Origin of the sequence: Variovorax ginsengisoli (genome assembly GCF_030486595.1) — a bacterium.
Classification (GTDB): Bacteria; Pseudomonadota; Gammaproteobacteria; order Burkholderiales; family Burkholderiaceae_C; genus Variovorax; species Variovorax ginsengisoli_B.
The window spans coordinates 186,991-203,901 of the sequence record NZ_JAUJZH010000001.1; the positions used below are offsets into that span (position 1 = coordinate 186,991).

Below are 16,911 nucleotides of genomic sequence, written 5' to 3' on the forward strand. Positions count from 1 at the left end.
TGCGATGCAAGCCTACCTGACCTTCAACGGCAACGCGGCCGAGGCGCTCGCGTTCTACGCCCAGGCCCTGGGCGGAAAGATCCTCTTCAGCATGACCTTCGGCGAAAGCCCGATGGGTGCCGAGACGCCGGCCGACTACAAGGACAAGATCATGCACGCCACGCTCGAGGCGCGAGGCCACCAGCTGATGGCGTCCGACGCCCCGCCCGGCTATCCGCTCAAGGGCTACCACGGCTTCTCGCTGTCGGTGCAGGCCAAGGATGTGAAGGAAGGCGAAAAGCTCTTCAACGCCCTCGGCGCCGGCGGCAAGGTGACGATGCCCTACGCGCCCACCTTCTGGTCGACCGGCTTCGGCATGCTCGAAGACAAATTCGGCGTGCCCTGGATGGTCAACTGCGAGCAGGAGCCGGCCAAGGCCTGACCGATCAGCCCAGCATCCCCGGATCGACGTTGGCGCCGCAGACTATCAGGCAGACCTTCTCGCCTTCGCGCGGCGCGTAGGCGCCGGTCTGCAGCGCCGCCAGCGGCAGCGCCGCAGCGGCCTCGACCCCCAGCTTGAGCTCTTTCCACATCCAGGACTGGGCGGCGCGGATGGCATCGTCGGACAGCAGCAGCGCATCGCCGACATGGCGCTGCGTGAGCTCCCAGGCGATCGCGCCGATGCGCTTCGCGCCGAGCGAGTCGGCCGCGATGCCGCCGACCTCGACGTCGACCGGCTCGCCGGCCTCGCGGGCCCGCGCCAGCGTCGGTGCGCGCTCGGGTTCGAGCGCCACCACGCGGCTGCGCCGTTCGAACCAGGCCGCCAGCCCGCCGATCAGGCCGCCGCCGCCGACGCTCACCAGCACCGCATAGGGCAGGCCGCCCTGCTGCTCGATCTCGCGGCCCAGCGTGCCCGCACCGGCCACCACTTCGGGCTGGTCGTAGGCATGCGTGAGCAAGGCGCCAGTCTTGCGCTGCCGCTGCAGGCAGGCCGCGAGCGCATCGGCGTATGCGGCACCGCCGACCACCACCCTGGCACCGAGCGAACGCAGCCGGGCACGCTTGGCCTCCGGCGACATCTCGGGAAGGAAGACTTCGCAAGGCACGCCGAGCGCCTGCGCGGCCGCCGCGGTGGCGATGCCGGCATTGCCTCCCGAGGCCACGATGGCGCCGCTGGCCGGAATCTCGTTGGCCAGCAGCCGGTTCATCATGCCGCGGGCCTTGAAGCTGCCGCTCACCTGCAGGTGCTCGAGCTTGAGCCAGACTTCGACACCCGGCGTGTCCACGCCCAGCGCGCGCCCCGGGAGCTTCCACAGCGGCGTCTCTCGCAGGAAGTGCGGCGCGCGCTCGCGAATCCGGCGCGCGGCGGCCTCGACGTCGCCGCGCCAGTCTTGCTGCAGGTCGCCGCTCACGAGATGTGCCCCGGCGGCGGGATGTCGTCGAGCTTGAGCCCCTTGGGCAGCGGAAACTTCAGGGTCTCCTGGATGCCGTCCATCTTGCGCACGGACACCGCGCCCAGGGCCTTGATGCGGTCGATCACCTCGCGCACCAGCACCTCGGGCGCCGAGGCGCCCGCCGTGAGGCCGATGCGGGACTTGCCCTCGAACCATTCGGGCTGCAGTTCCGCGGCGGAGTCGACCATGTAGCTTTCGGTGCCGAGGCGCTGCGAGAGTTCGCGCAGCCGGTTGCTGTTGGAACTGGTCGGACTGCCGACCACGATCACCAGGTCGACCTGCGGGCTCAGCATCTTGACCGCGTCCTGCCGGTTCTGCGTGGCATAGCAGATGTCCTGCTGCTTGGGCTCGCGCACGCTCGGAAAGCGCGCCCGCACCGCGGCCGAAATCTCGGCCGCATCGTCGACCGACAGCGTGGTCTGCGTCACGACCGCGAGCTTCGCCGTCTGGGCCGGCGCCACCTGCGCCACGTCCGCCACGTCCTCGACCAGGTGGATGCCGCTAGACAGCTGCCCCATCGTGCCCTCGACCTCGGGGTGTCCCTTGTGGCCGATCATGATGAACTCGTAGCCTTCCTTGGCCAGCTTGGCCACTTCGACGTGGACCTTGGTCACCAGCGGGCAGGTGGCGTCGAAGATCTCGAAGCCGCGCGCGCGCGCCTCGGCCTGCACCGCCTTGCTGACGCCGTGGGCGCTGAACACCAGCGTGGCGCCGGGCGGCACGTCGGCCAGGTCCTCGATGAAGACCGCGCCCTTGGCCTTGAGCTCGTTGACCACGTAGGTGTTGTGCACGATCTCGTGGCGCACGTAGATCGGCGCGCCGAACTTGGCAATGGCGCGCTCGACGATCTCGATCGCGCGGTCGACGCCGGCGCAGAAACCGCGCGGCTCGGCCAGGATGACTTCTTCGATTCCGTTCACAGCACGCCGATCAGCTTCACTTCGAAGGTCACGGGCTGCCCTGCGAGTGGATGGTTGAAATCGAAGCGCACCGCGGTCGCGTTCGACTCGATCACCGCGCCCGCATAGCTGCCGGTGCCGTCGGGTGTGGGGAACTGGATCACGTCGCCGATGGCGTATGGCTCGTCGGGGTCGCCGATCTGGGTCAGCAGCTTGCGCGCGACCCACTGCTGCATCTCGACATTGCGCTCGCCAAAGGCCTCGCCCGCCGGCAGCTCGAAGGTGGCGTGCGCCCCTTCCGCCAGGCCGATCAGGCGCTGCTCGACCGCCGGCGACAGCTCGCCGGTGCCGAGCGACAGCGTGGCCGGCTTGTCGTCGAAGGTGTTGATGATGTCGCCCGCAGGACCGGACAGCCGGTAGTGCAGCGTGAGGAAGGAACCGGGCGTGACGACGGCGGCGGTGGAAATCGAAGACAAGGTGAGGGGTCCCTATAGACTGGGCCCCTATTTTAGGGAGTGGGGTCAGAACCCCGTAGGCACCATGTCTTTCAAGGACCTGCCGGATGGCGCGCGGCCGCGCGAGCGACTCATCTCGCTCGGCGCCGGTGCGCTGGCCGATGTCGAACTGCTGGCGCTGCTGCTGCGCACCGGCCTGCGCGGCAAGAACGTGCTCCAGCTCTCGCAGGAACTGCTGGATCGCTTCGACGGCCTCTCCGGCCTGCTCCACGCCGGGCTCGACGACCTGAAGCAGATCAAGGGCCTGGGCGGCACCGCCAAGCGTGCCGAACTGGCGGCGGTGCTCGAGCTCGCGCGCCGCGCGATGGCCGAGCGGCTGAAGGAGCGCGCGGTCTTCGACTCTCCCGGTGCCGTCAAGCAGTACCTGCAACTGCACTTGGCCGCCCGGCCGCATGAAGTCTTCGCCGCCCTGTTCCTCGACGCGCAACACCGGCTGATCGCCATGGAAGAGCTGTTCCGCGGCACCCTCACCCAGACCAGCGTCTACCCGCGCGAGGTGGTCACGCGCGCGCTGCACCACCACGCCGCCGCCGTGGTGCTGGCGCACAACCACCCGAGCGGCTCGGTGGAAGCCTCGCGCGCCGACCAGTCGCTCACTCAGACGCTGAAGGCCGCGCTGGCGCTGATCGACGTACGCGTGCTCGACCACGTGATCGTTGCTCGCGGCGGGGCGCTGTCCATGGCCGAGGGCGGCATGCTTTGAGAACAATTTCGTTATGGATCAGAATTGAAACCATTCGTAACCGAGGCGGGTTCGACCGACAATGCCGGACCCCCAAGGATGCAAAGCTGGCCGTGGAAGACATATTGATCGTCGATGACGACCCGTCGGTGCGCGAGCGCCTCGAACGGGTGAGCGCCCAAGCCGCACCCGAGGCCCGCTGCGCGATGGCCGGTTCGCTGGCCGAGGCGCGCCAGCAGCTGTCGGCCGGCCGCTTCGACCTGGCGCTGCTCGATGTCGGCCTGCCCGACGGCAACGGTCTCGAACTCCTGCCCGGGATGCAGGCCCGCGCACCCACGGTCGACGCGGTGGTGGTCTCCCGCCTCGGCGACGATGCGACGGTGCTGCAGGCGATCCGCGGCGGTGCCGTCGGCTACCTGCTGAAGAACGGCAGCGACGCCGAGCTCGAGCTGTCGCTGGGCAGCATGCGGCGTGGCGGCGCGCCGATCGATCCGGTGATCGCGCGCCGCATCCTCCAGCTGATGGCCGCGCCGCAACTCGGTCCGGGCGCGCTTGCTAACATCGGCGCGGCCCCGGCGACCACGCCGCCCGCCCAGCTGAGCGCCCGAGAAACGCAGGTTCTGCAGCTGGTGGCGCAAGGCCACAGCAACCGCGAGATCGCCCATAGCCTCTCACTGTCCATCAACACCGTCGAATGCCACGCCAAGAACATCTACCGCAAGCTCGCGGTGCACTCGCGCGCGGGCGCGGTGTACAGCGCGCGGACGAAGGGCTTGCTGCCCTGATGCGCTGGGCAGGCCTGTGGCTGGCCTGCCTCTTCATCACCGGCACAGCGCAGGCCTTCGAGCGCATCGAGGCGGCGCGTTCCGACTGGAATGCCGGCGCGCAGCCCGCACGGGGCTGGACGGCCGTCACACTGCCGGACAGCTGGACTTCGCGCTGGCCCGGATTCGACGGCGTCGTGTGGTATCGCCTGCGCTGGTCCGAGCCCGCAAACCCCGCCGGCTTGCGCCCCAAAGGCCTGATGGCCGGCCACTTCAACATGGCGGGCGCCGTGTATCTCAACGGCAGCCTGATCGGCGGCGACAGCGACCTCGTGGAGCCGCTCTCGCGCGCCTGGAACCTGCCGCGCTACTGGGTACTCGACGCCCCGCTGCTGCGCCCCGGCGCCAATGAACTGCTGGTGCGCGTTTCCGGGCTGGCGGCCTACCAGCCGGGGCTCGGCGCGGTCACGCTCGGCGAACCCGAACTGGTGCGGGCAACGTACCGCCGCGCGACCCTGGTTCACCGGTCGCTGCCCCTGCTCGGCATCGGCCTGACCCTGGTCATGGGGGTGCTCTACGGCATGCTCTGGCTGATGCGGCGCAGTGAGCTGTCGTATGGCTGGTTCAGCCTGTTCTGCCTGCTGTGGGTGGCCTATTCGTACAACTACGTGGCGCTGGGGACCTGGCCCTTCGACAGCACCGAGGCCTTCCAGCGCGCCAACCACATCGCGATGCTCGCGAGCATCGGCTGCTTCCTGATGTTCGCACTGCACTTCTGCCAGCTGGCCGGCGCGGGGCTGCGGTGGATCCTCCTCGTGAGCTCGGGGGCCGGCATCGCGCTGCTCGTGTTGGCGCCGTCGGCAATCCAGGTGCAGGTGCGCAACCACACCGTACTGGCGACGCTGTTGCTCTATGTCGGCGGCTGCGTGGTGATCCTGCGGCATGCGTTCCGCTCGCGCCAACTCGAGGCGGCCGTGCTCGCGGCCTTCCTGTTGATCCCCTTGATGGCCGGCGTGCACGACACGCTGGTGTTCCTGGAATACCTGCCGGGCAACCGCTACTACGCCACGCTGTCGTCGAGTGCGACGCTGCTGGGAATCTCGTTCGTGCTGACCTGGCGCATGGTCAAGGACATGCGACTGGCCGAGCACTTCAACGCCGAGCTCAAGCAGCGTGTGGAAGAGGCCACGCGGCGCCTGGCCGACGGGCTCAGCCGGCAGCATGCGGCGGAACTGGTGCAGACCCGGCTGACCGAGCGCCTGAGCCTGGTGCGCGATCTGCACGACGGTCTCGGCATGACCCTCAGCAGCCACATCCATTCGCTGGGCAACCGGCCTGACAGCGACGACGGCGCGCTGTGGGCGCTCAAGGAAGTGAACGACGACCTGCGCCTGATCATCGAGAGTTCGGCCTTCCACGACACCGAAGAACTGGCGGAGCGGCTGCTGCCCCTGCGCCACCGCAGCACCCGCCTGCTGGAAGCGGCCGACATCGAATGCCGCTGGCGCTTCGCCGGGCTGCAGTCCTGCCGGCTGGGCGGCAAGCGGGACCTGGATTTCCTGCGCGTGCTGCAGGAAGCGCTCGCCAACGTGGTCAAGCACAGCGGTGCGACCCGGGTGGATGTCGCCATCGAGGCGGCGGGCGGACAGCTCGCGCTCTCGGTCCGCGACAACGGTCGGGGCATCGCGCCGGATGCGGCGTCGAGGCAGAGCAGTGGAATGGGCCTGAAGAGCATGGAGGCCCGCGCGGCACGGCTGGGCGGCAGGCTGGCCCTCCACAGCAACGACTCCGGCACGACGCTCGAACTGCATTGCCCGATCGACGCAACGGTCTCCCCGTGAGCGTTAGGCTCCACACCATGCCTGCCAAATCCAACAGCCTCAAGAGCCTCTCCGATCTCAAGCAGGTGCAACGCTCACTCGCCGAGCAACGCGAGCGCGAAGCGGCTGCGGCGGCCGAGCGGGCCGCCGCGCAGAAGAAGCGCCTGGCCGACCAGGACCTGTTCTCGCGCGCGATCGGCGCCACCCAACCGCTGCGCAGGAAGGCCTCGGTGCCCCTGGCCCCCGAGCCGCCGGCGCCGATCCCGGTACAGCAGCAGCTCGACGACCAGCGCGTGCTGCGCGAATCGCTGTCCGACGAATTCGACGTCAGCACTCTGCTCGACGCCGACGACGCCATGAGCTTCCGGCGGCCCGGCATCCATACCGATGTCACGCGCAAGCTGCGGGCCGGCGAATGGTCGATCCAGCGTCAGCTCGATCTCCACGGGATGCGCAGCGACGAGGCCCGCGAGGCGCTCGGCGCCTTCATCCGCGACGCCTGGAAACAGGGCGTTCGCTGCGTGCGCGTGGTGCACGGCAAGGGCCACGGCTCGCCGGGCAAGCAGCCGGTGCTCAAGGCCAAGGTGCAGCGCTGGCTGATCCAGAAGAACGAGACCTTGGCCTTCGTGCAGGCCAAGCCCGCCGAGGGCGGCGGCGGGGCGCTGGTGGTGCTGCTGGCGCCGGCGCGGCGCTGAGCCGCGGCAGCCCGCGAAGCGCGCTCAGCGCGCAGGCTCGCGATCGATCTCCTTCAGCAAGCGCGCATAGCGGTCGATCTGGGCCGCCAGGTAGGCATCCGCCTGCGCCTGGGTCGCGAACGGCTGCAGCACCGTTCGCCCTTCGGCTCCGAGCCGGGTGCGCACGTCGGGCTGCCTCAGCGCATGGCCCACCGAGGCCCGCAGCCGTTCCACGATCTCGTTCGGCGTCTCCAGTCCGATGTGCGCCCGGTCCTCGGCGATGAGATCGACGCCGCCCGCGGTGCTGGCGACGTGCACGGCCAGCGTGACCTGCGGATGGCCGCGCACGAAGTCGGCGATCAGCGGCTCGAAGAACAGGTCCAGCATGCCTTCGCCCAGCACCATGTCGACATGGCCCCGGCTCGCATGGCGCAGCTTGTCGACCTCGGCATAGAAGGTCGCCTGCACGTCGAGCTGGCGCCGTGCGTAGGTGGCCAGCAGCCGGCCCGCATCGGTCGGCACGACGCCGCGGCCGCGACGCTCCTCGGCGGCGGCGCGCACCGACCCGCTGGCGACGACCGCTGGAAGTAGTGCACCCGCCGCGAATCGAAGAGCTCCTGCATGCCGGCGTCTAGCGGTTCCGCATCCAGTCCGCCGTCTGGAAGAACGATCCGCGCAGGCGCTCGCGCAAGTCCTCCGGCACTCCGGTCTCGCCCATCGCCTGGTCCATGCAGGCCAGCCACTCGTCGCGCTCGCGGATGCCGATGCTGTGGCCGCCGATGCTCTGCGGCAGATGCCGCGCGCGCAGCATCGGATGGCCGAAGCGGTCGGTGTAGTGCTGCGGCCCGCCGAGCCAGCCGCAGAGGAACCAGAACAGGCGCTGGCGCGCGTTGTCGAGCGAGCTGCCGTGCACCGCGCGCAGTTGCGCATAGGCCGGCTCGAGATCCATCAGGTCGTAGAAGCGCTCGACCAGCGCGTGGACCGCGGCTTCGCCGCCGATCCATTCGAAAGGGGTGTCGAAAGGCGGTTTGTCCTGGATTTGCATGGACGCCATTGTCCCAAGACTTGAGGCACCATCGCAGCCATGGCCGATTCAACCCCCTCCTCCCCCGGCAAAAGCCTGCCCGTGATCGACGTCTCGGCCCTGGTCGCCGACGGCGCCGGGCGCGAACCGGTGGCGGCGCAAATTGGCGCCGCCTGCCGGGCCCACGGCTTCTTCTACGTCACCGGCCACGGCGTCGACCCGGCGCTGGTGCAGCGCCTCGAGGATCTGAGCCGCCGCTTCTTCGCGCAGGACGAGCCGACCAAGATGCGCTGGCGCATGGCGCTCGGCGGCCGGGCCTGGCGCGGCTACTTCCCGCTCGGCGGCGAACTCACCTCCGGCCGGCCCGACTGGAAGGAAGGCCTCTATCTCGGCACCGAACTGCCCGCGGACCATCCGCTGGTGCGCGCCGGCACGCCGGTGCACGGGCCCAACCTGTTCCCCGACATCGACGGTTTCCGCGCCACGGTGCTGGCCTACATCGACGCCGTCACGCGGCTCGGCCACCGCCTGATGGAAGGCATCGCGCTGAGCCTGGGCCTGCCGGCCGCCTATTTCGCCGAGCGCTACACGGCCGACCCTCTGATCCTGTTCCGGATCTTCAACTACCCGACGCAGCCGGTGCCCGAGGGCATGGACGTGCACTGGGGCGTCGGCGAGCACACCGACTACGGCCTGCTCACGATCCTGCGCCAGGACGACGTGGGCGGCCTGCAGGTGCGCACGCCCGGCGGCTGGATCGAGGCGCCGCCCGTCGCGCAGTCCTTCGTCTGCAACATCGGCGACATGCTCGACCGCATGACCGGCGGGCTCTACAAGTCGACCCCGCACCGCGTGACGCGCAACACCTCGGGCCGCGACCGGTTGTCCTTCCCGCTGTTCTTCGATCCGAATTTCGAGGCCCGGGTCCGGCGCATCGAAGGGCTGGACAGCGCCGCCACGGACGACAGCGCGGAGCGCTGGGACCGCGCCAACGTCCATGCCTTCAGCGGCCGCTACGGCGACTACCTGCTGGCCAAGGTGTCGAAGGTGTTCCCGCAGTTGCGCGACGAAGTGCTGTGAAGGGTCAGAAGCCGAGGAGAACTTCGCTGCGCAGAGCACACCATCGGCGCGAGCCGTCAAGCCGGTGGTTCATCCTCGGCCAGCACCGCACGGCGCTACCCGTGCCGAGGGCACCGGGTGGCCCCCGCAGCTACTCCGCAGCCTGCCGCAGCGTCGCCACCACCGGCCGCAGCAGCACTTCGCGCAGTCCCCACCAGCCGGCCGCGAGGGCCAGCGCCGCGCCCGCCAGGGCGCCGGCGATCGGCACCAGCGGCGACGCGGTCCAGGTGAAATCGAACACGAAGCGCGCCAGCGCCCAGCCGATGACCGAGGCCACGATGCTGGCCAGGAAGCCGGCCAGCAGCCCGACTCCCGCCAGCTCCGCGCGCTGCACCTGCCGCAGCAGGCTGGCCCGCGCACCCACCGCCCGCATCACGGCGAACTCGCGCGCGCGCTCCTCGCGGGTCGCGGTGACCGCCGCGAACAGCACCACCAGCCCGGCCGCGAGCGTGAAGCCGAACAGGAACTCGACCGCCCGGATCACCTGGTCGAGCACCCGCTGGACCTGGCCGATGGTGGCGCTCATGTCGACGTTGGTGACGTTCGGGTAGCTGCGCACCAGCGCGTTGTCGAAGCCCTTGACCTCGGGCGCGCGGAAGGCGCCCATGTAGGTCACGGGCACGTCGGCCAGCGCCGCGACCGTGTACATGACGAAGAAATTGGCGTGCATCGAGCCCCAGTCGACCTTGCGCAGCGAGGTGATGCGGGCCTCGTTCTGCTGGCCGCCGATGTCGAAGCGCAGGGTGTCGCCGAGCTTCAGGCCCAGCGTCTGGGCCAGCCCTTCCTCGACGCTCAGTTCGCCCGCGGCATCGGGCGTCCAGGCCCCCGCGGTGATCTGGTTGTGCGGCGGCGCCTCGGCGCTGTTGCTGAGGTTGAATTCGCGGTCGACCAGCCGCTTGGCGCGGTCTTCGGTGTAGTCGTCCGGCGAGACCGGCCGGTCGTTGATCGCCACCAGCCGGCCGCGGATCATCGGGTACCAGTCGAACTTGCGTACGCCACCGTCGCGCAGGCTCTGCTGGAAGGCATCGCTCTGGTCGGGCATGACGTTGATCACGAAGCGGTTCGGCGCATCCGGCGGCGTGGCCGCGCGCCAGCTCGACACCAGGTCGGTGCGCAGCAGCACGAGCAGGATCAGCGCCAGCAGGCCGACCGCCAGCGCGCTCACCTGCACCACCGCATACGCCGGCCGGGCCGAGATCTGGCGCGTCGCCAGCACCAGCCAGCGCGGCGCCGTGGTCTCGTTGACGCTGCGCCGCAGCACCTTGACGGCGAGCCAGCTCAGGAGCGCGAACACCGCCACCGCCACCGCAAACCCGCCGACCGCGATCAGCCCCAGCTTGAGGTCGCTGCTGGCCGCGACCAGCAGCGCCGCGAACCCGGCCACCCCGATGGCCAGCACGGTGATCGAGGCCGGCTTCAGGCCGCCGACATCGCGCCGGATCACGCGCAGCGGCGGGACCCGGGCGAGTTGCAGGACCGGCGGCAAGCCGAAGGCGAACAGCAGCGTGAGTCCGACGCCGAGTCCGAAGGCGACCGGCCACAGCGTGGGCGCAGGCAGCGCGCTCTCGACCAACCCGGCCAGCAGCAGCACGAAGACATAATGCACGCCGTAGCCGATCGCCACGCCCAGCGCGCTGGCGATCAGCCCGATGACGGCGAACTCGAAGGCATAGGCGCCTGCGATGGTGCGCTGGCTCTGGCCCAGCACGCGCAGCATCGCGCAGTCGTCGAGGTGGCTGGCCGCGAAGCCGCGTGCCGCCAACGCCACCGCCACGGCCGACAGCAGCGCCGCCAGCAGCGCCACCAGGTTGAGGAATTTCTCGGCCCGATCGAGCGTCTGCCGCATCTCGGGGCGGCCGCTCTCGAAGGATTCGAGGCGGGCCCCACGCAGTTCGCCCTTCTTGATCGAAGCATCGACCTCGTCGCTGAAGCGCTTCACCGCCGCCGTATCGCCGGCCACCGCGAAGCGGTAGCTCACCCGGCTGGCGGGCTGCACGAGCCCGGTGCGGGCAATGTCGGCCTGGTTCAGCATCACGCGCGGCGCGAAGCTCATGAAGCCGGCGCCGCGGTCGGGCTCCAGCGTGATCACGCGGGCGATGCGCAGGCCGGCATCGCCGAGCAGCAGCGTGTCGCCGACCTTGAGCGCCAGCGCGTCGAGCAGCGGGCCGTCGACCCAGGCCTCGCCGGGCGCGGGCACCTCGCGCGTGGCCTGTCCGGGACCTTCGGCGTCGACCGCGACCTGCACCGCGCCGCGCAGCGGATAGCCGGCCGAGACCGCCTTCAGCGCCACCAGCTTGCTCGCACCGCCCTGGGCCTCGCTGGCGCGCGCCATGGTCGGGAAGCCGTAGGTGCCGGCACCCGCCAGCCCGAGCGAGCGGGCCCGCTCGACGAAGGCCGGTGGCGTCGGGTTGTCGCTCGCCAGCACCGCGTCGCCGCCGAGCAGCTGGCGGGCATCGCGCTGCAGCCCGCCCTTGAGCCGGTCGGCGAAGAAGCCGACCGCGGTCAGCGCCGCCACCGCCAGCAGCACGGCGACGATCAGGAGTCGGAGTTCACCGGCGCGCAGGTCGCGCCAGAGCGTGCGCCAGCCGAGGCGAAGAAAGGCATTCATGGGCCCGACGATAGCCGAGCCGGCGGCGCCCGCGAAATCGAAGGATTTAGGGCCTGGCGCCGGCCAGCCCCGGCTGCAGCACCAGCCGCCGCGCCCCCGCAAAGCAAAGGAAGCGCCGGTTGGTCGCCCGCCCGATCGCGCACAGCCCGACCCGCTGCGCCACCTCGTGTCCCATCTGCGTGATACCGCTGCGCGAGACGACGATCGCCACGCCCATCTGCGCCGACTTGATGACCATCTCGCTGGTCAGGCGGCCGGTGGTGTAGAAGACCCGCGCGCCGGCCAGCTGCGCCTGCATCGCGATCCAGCCGGCTATCGTGTCGATCGCGTTGTGGCGGCCGACGTCCTCGACGAAGCACTGCATGCGGGCCTGGTCGCCCTCCTCGAGCGTGAACAGGGCGCAGCCGTGCACCGAGCCGGCCGACTTGTAGGTGCTTTCCTGGAGCCGGATCGCGTCGACCAGCGCATAGAGCTGGGCCTGGGTCATGCGGGTGTCGGGCAATTGCAGGCTGTCGATGCCGGCCATGAGTTCGCCGAACACGCTGCCCTGCCCGCAGCCGGTGGTGACCACCTTCTTCGCGGTCCGCTCCTCGATCCGGTCGATGCCGGCATGGGTCTTGACGGCCGCGGCACCGACCTCCCAGTCGACCGTGATCGACTCGACGTCGGCCGCGGATTCGATCAGGCGCTGGTTCAGCAGGTAGCCCAGCACCAGCAGTTCGGGCTGCGCGCCGAGGGTCATGAGCGTGACCAGCTCGCGGCGGTCGACGTAGATCGTCAGGTCGCGTTCGGCAGGAATCGACACTCGGCTCGACGCGCCATGCTCGTCGACCACCTCGACTTCGCGCGTGAGCGGTGCCCGCGCCTTCGTCAGCCGCGGAAGGGCCGCTGCCACGGCCGACGGGGTTTCAGGATTCGCCATGCAGGGGACGATAGCCGAAGCCGGGCGCCGGTGGCCGAGTCACATCCTGAAGCAAGCCCGGCGCGGATTTCGTGACAAAGGTCCGCACAAAAACGAAACCTTAGTTCTCATTTTCCAGGCTTGGCCGCTTTCTGCGCTCCAATGGACGCATTCCACCGGAGATCCCCCACATGAGCTACTACGAACACCTTCACGCAGTCGAATCGCTCGAGGTGACCGTGTCCGAACTCCTGATGGCGACCCCGGACATGAGCGATCCGCTGCTCGACCCCTCGGTCCACCAGGTGCTCAGGCTGCTGCGTGACCAGCACGCGATGGAGGCCGCCTTCGCCTGCGAGTTCGTCGACGGCCGCCAAGTCTCGCATCGCCGGCAGGACTCGCAGCGCGCCCAGTTCATCGACGAGCAGGCCGAGCCGCTCGAACTGGCTTTCTGCAAGCAGGTGCTGCGCGCCCAGGTGCCCGCGGGCTGCTACTTGAGCGCACCGGTGGTGCTCGCCGACGGCGCAGTCTATGGCACCTTCTATTCGTTCAGCTTCAATCCCGATCCGGCGCTGGAGGCGCGCGACCTCAAGAAGCTCGAATTGGCCGCCCAGCTGGTCGCCCGGCTGATCGCCGAGCGTCGCCAGGCGATGGCCATGCCGGCCCAGGCGATCGCGCCGCAAGGCCGGCCGATGGCGGCGCAGTACGCCTGAGGGCGCCCCGCGTCAGCGGGCGAACACGCGGCGCTCGGACAGGCGCCGGTTCGCGCTGCGCGCCATGTGCGCATCGAACTCCACCAGCTCGCCCGGCTGGGTCATGAGCCGAAGCGCATCGACCGGCGGCAGGGCCCGGCTGTAAAGAAACCGCAGCTGGCAATCGCCGACCACGATCGCATCGCCGTTGACCAGGGCGTGCGACCTGACCTTCTCGTTGTTGACGTAGGTGCCGTTGCGGCTGCCCATGTCGGTGAGCAGGAAATGCTCGCCGGTCCACTCGATCGCCGCGTGATGCCGGCTCACGCGCTGGCTGTCGATGCAGACGCTGTTGCTGCCGGACCGCCCGATCGTGGTGATCGGGCTTGCGATGTTGACCTGGCGCACGCTGCTGTTTCGAGCCAGGATGATCAGTCTTGCCATACCCCGTTCCTGTGGTTCATTGAACTGGGATCGAGCTTAGGACTTAAGTGCGCTTTCGAAAGAACGAAACAGAAGGCTTAATCCATTCCTGTTCGTTTCAGGGGCGTCAAGTTTTGGCATCCAGCGCGTGGCCGGCCGCGTACAGCACGCCGCGCGGGGCCCGGCACAGCCCCCACAGCCGCAGCCCGGCCAGCTGGGCGACCTGCACGCCCATCGCCGTCGGCGCCGAGATGGTGGCGATCGCGGCAATGCCGAGGCGCGCGCACTTGCGGACCAGTTCGTGGCTGCCGCGGCTGGAGAGGACGACGAAGCCGGGCTCGCTGAGCCGGCCGGCGCGCGCCAGCGTGCCGAGCAGCTTGTCGAGCGCATTGTGGCGACCCACGTCTTCCAGCACGTCGGTCAACTCGCCGCCCAGGGTCGCCCAGCCCGCCGCGTGAAGCGCGCCCGCCTCGGCATTGAGCGCCTGGCGCGCCGGCAGCGCCGCGAAGGCGCGCAGCACGGTCGGCAGGTCGACTCGTTCGATCCAGGCGCGGCGCGCGACCGGGCTGCTTTGCAGGTCGAGGGCCGCGAAGCTCTCGACACCGCAGACGCCGCATCCGGTGCGCCCGGCCATGCTGCGCCGGCGACCCTTGAGCCGCTCGAAGCTGCGCGCCGAGATCTCGAGCTGCACCTCGATGCCCTCGATGCCCTCGGGCAGGCCGGCCTCGCGCGCGTCGATCCGCCGCTGCGCGATGCCGCGGCAGTCGCGCACGTGGTCGAGGATCCCTTCGCTGAGCGCGAAGCCGAGGGCGAAGGCCTCGAGGTCCTGCGGGGTGGCCATCATCACCGCATGCGAAATGCCGTTGAAGACCAGGGCCACCGGCAGCTCGGTCGCCAGCACGTCGCCGCGCGCCAGTCCCGCCGCCGGCGCACCGGCCTCGCCGAACACGCGCACGCTTCGGTGCGACAGCGGCGCCGGGGCCTCGAGGTCGAACCCGACACCGGCGTCGACCAGGGCGCTCGTCACAGCGGCCCCGCCGCGTGCGGCAGCAACACCACCGGGATCGACTTGGACGCCGGCGTGCCGGCATCGCGCGCCACCGATTCCAGCGGCACCAGCGGATTGGTCTCGGGGTAGTAGGCCGCGAGGTTGCCGCGCGGAATGTCGTAGGCCACCAGCTTGAAGCGGTCGGCCCGGCGTTCCTGGCCATCGTCCCAGACGGTGTGGATGTCGACCCAGTCGCCGTCCTTCAGGCCCAGCGCCCGGATGTCCTCGGCATGGATGAAGACCACGCGGCGCTGGCCGAAGACCCCTCGGTAGCGGTCGTCGTGGCCGTAGATGGTGGTGTTGTACTGGTCGTGCGAGCGGGTGCTCAGCAGCGTGAACACCACCGTGTCGCCCCGCCGGGCGCGGGCCCGGTGCGAGGGCGTGTCCTGCGGCACCGCATGCGTGAAGAAGACGGCCTTGCCGGAAGGCGTGGCCCAGTCGCGCCGCGCCGCCGGATTGGGCAGGCGGAAGCCGCCCGGGACGGCGAGCCGGCGGTTGAAATCCTTGAAGTCGTCGAACACCGCCTCGATCCGGTCGCGGATGCGCCCGTAGTCCTCGATCAGCGCCAGCCAGGGCGTACGGCTGCGCGCCCCCAGCGTGGCGGCGGCCAGCCGCGCCACGATCGCCGGCTCGGACAGCAGGTGCTCCGAGGCCGGCGCGTTGATGCCCACCGACATGTGGACCATGCTCATCGAGTCTTCCACCGTCACCCCCTGCAGGCCGCCGGCCTGGCGGTCGACCTCGGTGCGGCCCAGGCAAGGCAGGATCAGCGCCTCGCGCCCGTGCACCACGTGGCTGCGATTGAGCTTGGTCGTGACGTGCACCGTGAGATCGCAGCGGCGCAGCGCCTTCCAGGTCTCGTGGGTGTCGGGCGTGGCGGCGGCGAAGTTGCCGCCGAGCGCGAAGAAGACCTTGCCGCGGCCATCGCGCATCGCGCGGATCGACTCCACCGTGTCCCAGCCGGGCTGACGCGGCGGCTCGAAGCCGAATACATCGCGCAGCCGGTCCAGCAATTCGGCCGGCGGCTTTTCCCAGATGCCCATGGTGCGGTCGCCCTGGACATTGCTGTGGCCACGCACCGGGCAGGCGCCGGCGCCGGGACGGCCGATATTGCCGCGCAGCATCAGCAGGTTGACCAGCATCTGGATTGTGGCGACCGAATCGACGTGCTGCGTGATGCCCATGCCCCAGCAGACGATCGCCCGTTTGGCCTGGCGGTAGACCTCGGCGGCGGCCCGGATCTGCGCCTCGGACAGCCCCGACTCGCGCACCAGCAGCGCCCAGGACTCGGCCCGCAGGTCGGCCGCCAGGGCCTCGAAGCCGACCGAATGCTCGGCGATGAAGGCGTGGTCGAGCGTGGCCTGGCCGGCGTCCTCGCACTCGACCAGGTGCTTCATCATCCCCTTGACCAGCGCGAAATCGCCGCCGACGCGCAGCTGGAAGTAGTGGGTGCTGATCGGCGTCGAGCCGAGCGTCGCCATCTCGAGCTTGTCCTGCGGGTCGGCGAAGCGCTCCAGGCCGCGCTCGCGCAGCGGATTGAAGCTCACGATCTTCGCGCCGCGCCGGTGCGCCGCGCGCAGCTCGCCGAGCATCCGCGGATGGTTGGTGCCCGGGTTCTGGCCAAAGATGAAGATCGCGTCGGCGTGCTCGAAATCCTCCAGCGTGACCGTGCCCTTGCCGACGCCGATCTGCGGCCGCATGCCGCTGCCGCTGGGCTCGTGGCACATGTTGGAGCAGTCGGGGAAGTTGTTGGTGCCGTACTCGCGCACGAACAGCTGGTAGAGGAAGGCGGCCTCGTTGCTGGCCCGGCCCGAGGTATAGAAGATAGCCTGGTTCGGATCGGGCAGCGCCTGGAGATGGCGGGCGATCAGCGCAAAGGCGTCGTCCCAGCCGATCGGCACGTATTTGTCGCTGGCGGCGTCGTAGGCCATCGGATGCGTCAGGCGGCCCTGGTCCTCGAGCCAGAAATCGCTTTGCTCGGCCAGTTGCCTGACGGTGTGCTGCGCGAACAGCTCGGGCCCGGCCCGCCGGGCGGTCGCCTCGGCCGCCACGGCCTTGGCACCGTTCTCGCAGAACTCGAAGGTCGAGGCATGGTTGCGGTCGGGCCAGGCGCAGCCGGGGCAGTCGAAGCCATCGGGCTGGTTGGCAGACAGCAGGGTCCTCGCCCCCTTCAGCGCGATGCTCTGCGCCCGCAGCGCCCGTGTCACGCTGCGCAGCGCACCCCAGCCGCCGGCCGGCCCCTGGTAAAACTCGATCTTCTGTTCCTGCATGGCGGGCAGTGTTGGCGGCCCCCGCCGCAGCGTCAAATT

17 protein-coding genes are annotated in these 16,911 nt (G+C 69.9%); 7 read left to right on the plus strand and 10 right to left on the minus strand.

The annotated features are described in order from the left end of the window. Positions 1-4 precede the first annotated feature (4 nt). Positions 5-421, plus strand: a complete 417-nt coding sequence (locus QZH52_RS00885; protein WP_301802494.1) for a VOC family protein — start codon at positions 5-7, stop codon at positions 419-421. Positions 422-425: 4 nt separating this feature from the next. Here the strand turns inward: QZH52_RS00885 and QZH52_RS00890 are convergent, their stop codons facing one another. From QZH52_RS00890 to QZH52_RS00900, 3 genes are read right to left on the minus strand one after another with little or no spacing between them, the layout of a single operon-like run. Beyond that, positions 426-1,391 (minus strand): threonine/serine dehydratase, encoded by a 966-nt coding sequence (locus tag QZH52_RS00890; protein WP_301802496.1) that lies wholly within the window; start codon positions 1,389-1,391, stop codon positions 426-428. Further along, the gene (gene ispH / locus QZH52_RS00895; protein WP_286523307.1) at positions 1,388-2,353 is read right to left on the minus strand and encodes a 4-hydroxy-3-methylbut-2-enyl diphosphate reductase; all 966 of its coding nucleotides are present in this window, start codon (positions 2,351-2,353) and stop codon (positions 1,388-1,390) included. Before ispH ends, QZH52_RS00890 begins: the two co-directional genes overlap by 4 nt. Then, positions 2,350-2,808, minus strand: a complete 459-nt coding sequence (locus QZH52_RS00900) for an FKBP-type peptidyl-prolyl cis-trans isomerase (protein WP_286523309.1) — start codon at positions 2,806-2,808, stop codon at positions 2,350-2,352. The genes ispH and QZH52_RS00900 overlap by 4 nt, the downstream gene beginning before the upstream one ends. A gap of 64 nt (positions 2,809-2,872) precedes the next feature. Here QZH52_RS00900 and radC point away from each other — a divergent pair, with 64 nt between their 5' ends. The 4 genes from radC (at position 2,873) to QZH52_RS00920 (ending at position 6,808) form a co-directional block, all read left to right on the plus strand. Next, a complete protein-coding gene (gene radC, locus QZH52_RS00905) occupies positions 2,873-3,550 on the plus strand; it encodes a RadC family protein (protein WP_301802501.1) in 678 nt (225 codons plus the stop codon). Positions 3,551-3,642: 92 nt separating this feature from the next. Further along, positions 3,643-4,314, plus strand: coding sequence for a response regulator transcription factor (locus QZH52_RS00910; RefSeq protein ID WP_301802503.1), 672 nt, complete (start codon positions 3,643-3,645; stop codon positions 4,312-4,314). Continuing rightward, the gene (locus tag QZH52_RS00915; RefSeq protein WP_301802505.1) at positions 4,314-6,134 is read left to right on the plus strand and encodes a sensor histidine kinase; all 1,821 of its coding nucleotides are present in this window, start codon (positions 4,314-4,316) and stop codon (positions 6,132-6,134) included. Before QZH52_RS00910 ends, QZH52_RS00915 begins: the two co-directional genes overlap by 1 nt. A 17-nt stretch (positions 6,135-6,151) precedes the next feature. Beyond that, positions 6,152-6,808, plus strand: coding sequence for a Smr/MutS family protein (locus QZH52_RS00920; protein WP_301802508.1), 657 nt, complete (start codon positions 6,152-6,154; stop codon positions 6,806-6,808). A gap of 24 nt (positions 6,809-6,832) precedes the next feature. On the opposite strand, the gene QZH52_RS00925 is transcribed toward QZH52_RS00920, so the two are convergent. Both QZH52_RS00925 and QZH52_RS00930 read right to left on the minus strand, forming a co-directional pair. Beyond that, positions 6,833-7,348, minus strand: coding sequence for a LysR family transcriptional regulator (locus QZH52_RS00925; RefSeq protein ID WP_301802509.1), 516 nt, complete (start codon positions 7,346-7,348; stop codon positions 6,833-6,835). Positions 7,349-7,418: 70 nt separating this feature from the next. Next, positions 7,419-7,832: a group II truncated hemoglobin gene (locus QZH52_RS00930; protein WP_286369217.1), complete on the minus strand. Its 414-nt coding sequence runs from the start codon at positions 7,830-7,832 to the stop codon at positions 7,419-7,421. 39 nt (positions 7,833-7,871) lie between these two features. On the opposite strand from QZH52_RS00930, the gene QZH52_RS00935 reads away from it, so the two are divergent. Beyond that, positions 7,872-8,891, plus strand: a complete 1,020-nt coding sequence (locus tag QZH52_RS00935) for an isopenicillin N synthase family dioxygenase (protein WP_301802512.1) — start codon at positions 7,872-7,874, stop codon at positions 8,889-8,891. Positions 8,892-9,021: 130 nt separating this feature from the next. On the opposite strand, the gene QZH52_RS00940 is transcribed toward QZH52_RS00935, so the two are convergent. Together QZH52_RS00940 and QZH52_RS00945 are read right to left on the minus strand one after the other, a co-directional pair. Continuing rightward, a complete protein-coding gene (locus QZH52_RS00940) occupies positions 9,022-11,538 on the minus strand; it encodes an ABC transporter permease (protein ID WP_301802516.1) in 2,517 nt (838 codons plus the stop codon). Between the two features lie 46 nt (positions 11,539-11,584). Continuing rightward, on the minus strand, positions 11,585-12,460 hold the full coding sequence (locus QZH52_RS00945; protein ID WP_301802519.1) for a formate dehydrogenase accessory sulfurtransferase FdhD: 876 nt from the start codon (positions 12,458-12,460) through the stop codon (positions 11,585-11,587). Positions 12,461-12,630: 170 nt separating this feature from the next. On the opposite strand from QZH52_RS00945, the gene QZH52_RS00950 reads away from it, so the two are divergent. After that, positions 12,631-13,152 (plus strand): hypothetical protein, encoded by a 522-nt coding sequence (locus tag QZH52_RS00950; protein WP_301802522.1) that lies wholly within the window; start codon positions 12,631-12,633, stop codon positions 13,150-13,152. A 12-nt stretch (positions 13,153-13,164) separates the two neighbouring features. On the opposite strand, the gene QZH52_RS00955 is transcribed toward QZH52_RS00950, so the two are convergent. From QZH52_RS00955 to QZH52_RS00965, 3 genes are all read right to left on the minus strand, one after another. Then, positions 13,165-13,575 (minus strand): FHA domain-containing protein, encoded by a 411-nt coding sequence (locus QZH52_RS00955; RefSeq protein WP_301802524.1) that lies wholly within the window; start codon positions 13,573-13,575, stop codon positions 13,165-13,167. Between the two features lie 106 nt (positions 13,576-13,681). Further along, entirely contained in the window at positions 13,682-14,581 is a 900-nt protein-coding gene (gene fdhD, locus QZH52_RS00960; RefSeq protein ID WP_436411520.1) for a formate dehydrogenase accessory sulfurtransferase FdhD, read from the minus strand. Then, complete coding sequence (locus QZH52_RS00965) at positions 14,578-16,872, minus strand: FdhF/YdeP family oxidoreductase (protein ID WP_301803320.1); 2,295 nt, start codon at positions 16,870-16,872, stop codon at positions 14,578-14,580. The genes fdhD and QZH52_RS00965 overlap by 4 nt, the downstream gene beginning before the upstream one ends. Positions 16,873-16,911 lie beyond the last annotated feature (39 nt).